The 3,112-nt window shown below is 65.1% G+C and carries 5 protein-coding genes; 4 read left to right on the top strand and 1 reads right to left on the bottom strand.

Annotation, left to right across the window (positions count from 1 at the left end; all coding sequences use genetic code 11):
• From NTX40_02875 to NTX40_02865, 3 genes are all read left to right on the top strand, one after another.
• Positions 1 to 655 (top strand): class II fructose-bisphosphate aldolase (locus NTX40_02875; GenBank protein MCX5648032.1); only part of this gene is annotated, 655 nt, incomplete at its 5' end.
• A 225-nt stretch (positions 656 to 880) separates the two neighbouring features.
• The gene (locus NTX40_02870) at positions 881 to 1,132 is read left to right on the top strand and encodes a type II toxin-antitoxin system Phd/YefM family antitoxin (protein ID MCX5648031.1); all 252 of its coding nucleotides are present in this window, start codon (positions 881 to 883) and stop codon (positions 1,130 to 1,132) included.
• Positions 1,122 to 1,499 carry a type II toxin-antitoxin system VapC family toxin gene (locus NTX40_02865; GenBank protein ID MCX5648030.1) on the top strand — a complete coding sequence of 126 codons (378 nt, stop codon included), beginning with the start codon at positions 1,122 to 1,124 and terminating at the stop codon, positions 1,497 to 1,499. The genes NTX40_02870 and NTX40_02865 overlap by 11 nt, the downstream gene beginning before the upstream one ends.
• A 142-nt stretch (positions 1,500 to 1,641) precedes the next feature.
• Here the strand turns inward: NTX40_02865 and NTX40_02860 are convergent, their stop codons facing one another.
• A complete protein-coding gene (locus NTX40_02860) occupies positions 1,642 to 2,376 on the bottom strand; it encodes a sugar phosphate nucleotidyltransferase (protein ID MCX5648029.1) in 735 nt (244 codons plus the stop codon).
• A gap of 157 nt (positions 2,377 to 2,533) precedes the next feature.
• Here NTX40_02860 and NTX40_02855 point away from each other — a divergent pair.
• The coding region (locus NTX40_02855) for an HAD family phosphatase (GenBank protein MCX5648028.1) at positions 2,534 to 3,112 on the top strand (579 nt) is incomplete at its 3' end.

Genomic DNA, 3,112 nt, shown 5'->3' with positions numbered 1-3,112 from the left:
GTCGTTCGAGGACAACATCCGCGTGACGAAGGAAGTGGTGGACTACGCCCACGCGCGCGGCGTCAGCGTCGAGGGCGAACTCGGGACGCTCGGCGGCATCGAGGACGAAACCCACGCCGACGAGGTCCTCCTGACGGACCCGGACGAGGTCGAGGAGTTCTGCAAGCGCACGCGGGTGGATGCGCTTGCCCTGGCGATCGGCACGAGCCACGGCGCCTACAAGTTCAAGCACGAGCCGGTCCTCGCCATGGACCTGGTCACCGAGTGCCGGAAGCGCGCCCCCGACACGAACTTCGTCATGCACGGCAGTTCGAGCGTGCCGCAGGAACTCGTGGCCGAGGTCAACCGGTACGGCGGCAAGTTGCCCGGCGCGATGGGCGTGCCCCTCGCGTCCATCCAGGAAGCGGTCAAGCGCGGCATCCAGAAGATCAACGTGGATACGGACGGCCGGCTGGTGGTGACGGCGGCGATCCGCAAGGTCTTCGTCGAGAAACCGAGCGAGTTCGACCCGCGCAAGTACCTCGGCCCGGCGCGGGAGGCGCTCGCGAAACTTATCGCCTCGAAGATGCGCGACTTCGGCACCGCCGGACACGCCGGCGACTATTCCCCCAAGACGCTGGAGCAGATGAAGGCGTTCTACGCGAAAAAGAAATAGCGCTCCGGCGTGACAACGTTAGCGCGGCGGGTCACCCGCCTTCCGACTTCGCCTTTTGGGCTTCGCCGGACAAGTCGCCGAGGCCCGCCACGGGCGGGTAAACTTCCGCCGTCGTCCCGGCGCGCCGGGACTACGGCGGACAGGCCGGACCCGCCGCTTTTTTTGTTGACGGGGGCCGGGCGGCAAATGTACACTCAAAGTGTATACTTGAAATGGAGGTCCGCCATGAAAGCGTCCGTTCTCGACCTGCGGCGGCGCATGGGCCGCGTCCTGGAGGCGCTGGACCGCAACGAACCGGTCACCCTGATGTACCGCGGCAAGAAGAAGGCCGTGATCTATCCGGCCGGCACGGCGCCGAAGCCGGTCGGTTCAGCCAAGGACCAACCCGCGTGCGGCATGTGGAAAGACCGGAAGGACATGGCCAACGTCTTGCGGTATGTGCGCAACCTCCGCCGGGGACGCATCCATGATATTTGACACCGACGTGCTCATCTGGTACATGAGGAGCAACGCGAAAGCGATCCGGCTTCTGGACGAGACGCCGGACCGCTGCCTATCGGTCATCACGTACATGGAACTGCTTCAGGGCGCCCGCGACAAGCAGGAGGCCCTGGCCATCCGCGTCACTCTGACGAACCTTGCTTTTCAGATGCTCCCCCTGACCGAAAACATCGGCAACCGCGCATCCATTTACATGGAACAATACGGCCTCAGGACGGCTCTGGCGATCCCCGACGCCCTTGTGGCCGCCACGGCCGCCGAGAACGCCATGCCCCTGTGTTCGAGCAACCTCAAGCACTACAAGTCCATCCGCGACCTGGACCTTAAGGTCTTCCGGCCGTAGGCATAATTTTCTGGGGAGCACTGGCGGACAAGCCGCCAGTGCTCCCCAGATTTTCCTTCCGCCACCCTTACGAAGTTGCCGCGGGCAGTGCCGGAGAAATCTGACACACCCCACCCAATCTACAATCATCAATCTGCAATCTTCAATCAGTATGGTTGGCGCCGGACTGGGCGACGAGTTGGCACGCCTCGAGCCAGGAATCGATGGATTCGCCGGCGTCGGCCCACCAGCCTTCGATCGTCTCGTAGGTCATCGTGCCGGCCTCGACGTAGTGGTTGTTGACGTCGGTGATTTCCAACTCGCCCCGGGCCGAAGGTTCGAGCGTCGGGATGACGTCGAAGACGTCCGGCGGGTACATGTACACGCCGATGACGGCCAGGTTCGACTTGGGCTGCTTCGGTTTTTCGACGATGCGCACGATGCGCTTCCCCTCGATTTCCGCGATGCCGTAGGCCTGGGGGTTCGGCACTTCCTTCAGAAAGACCTTGGCGCCGGCGGGCTGGGCCTCGAAGGACTGGGCGGCCCGGCGAATGGAGCGCTCGAGGATGTTGTCGCCGAGGACGACGCACACCTTTTCGTGCTCGACGAACTCGCGCGCGAGGCCGAGGGCCTCGGCGATGCCGCCCTCGCCCTTCTGATAGGCGTAGTGGAGGCGCCCCAGGCCGAACTCTTCGCCGTTCTCCAGGAGCCGTATGAACTCGCCCGCGCTATTGCCCCCCGTGACGATCATGATGTCGGTGATGCCGGCGCGGACGAGGCACTCGATGGGGTAATAGATCATCGGCTTGGAATAGACGGGGAGGAGGTGCTTGTTGGTGATCTTCGTCAGGGGCTGGAGCCGCGTCCCCAACCCGCCCGCCAGAATGACGCCTTTCATGACGTTCTCCTTTTGCGATGCTGCTCCACTGTACCGGCGCGGCGGGAGCGGGTCAATTCTCCTGTGGGCGGGGCGCTTCCCATTTCGGCGGCGAGGCGGCTTGCCGGCGGCGAGCCCTCCTGCTAGTCTATCCCACCTTTTCCTGTGAGGAGAACGGATGAGATGCCGCGCAGTCATCTTCGACGTGGACGGCGTCCTGGTGGATAGTTACCGGGCGCACTTCGAGGCGTGGAAGCGCGTGGGGCGGCGCGCCGGCCGACCCATCGGCGAAAATACGTTCGCCTCGCTCTTCGGCCGGCGGAACCGCGAGATCATTCGCCTCCTCTGGGGCGACGTCCTGACCGAGGCCCAGGCGGAGGAACTCGCCCAGTGGAAAGAGGTTCAGTATCGCGAGGTGCTTCGGACCGATTTTCGGCCGATGGACGGGGCGGCCGAACTCGTGGATGCCCTGAAGGCGGCGGGGTTTCTGCTGGCGGTCGGGTCCTCCGGCCCGCCGGAGAACGTCCGGATCTCCCTCGAAGGCCTGGGCCGGACACGCCTTTTCGACGCGACGGTCACCGGCGCCGAGGTCCGGGCCGGGAAACCGGACCCGGAAGTGTTTCTGAAGGCGTCGGCGAAACTTGGGCTGGAGCCGCGCCGCTGCGCCGTCGTCGAGGATTCGACCGCCGGCATCGAGGCGGCCGTGCGGGCGGGAATGGCGGCAATCGCGCTCGTGGGCACGGCCACGCGCGAAGCC

This window comes from Planctomycetota bacterium, from assembly GCA_026387035.1.
Taxonomy (GTDB): Bacteria; Planctomycetota; Phycisphaerae; order FEN-1346; family FEN-1346; genus JAPLMM01.
Note: the sequence above shows the minus strand (reverse complement) of the source record. Positions and strands in the feature narration are given on the sequence as shown.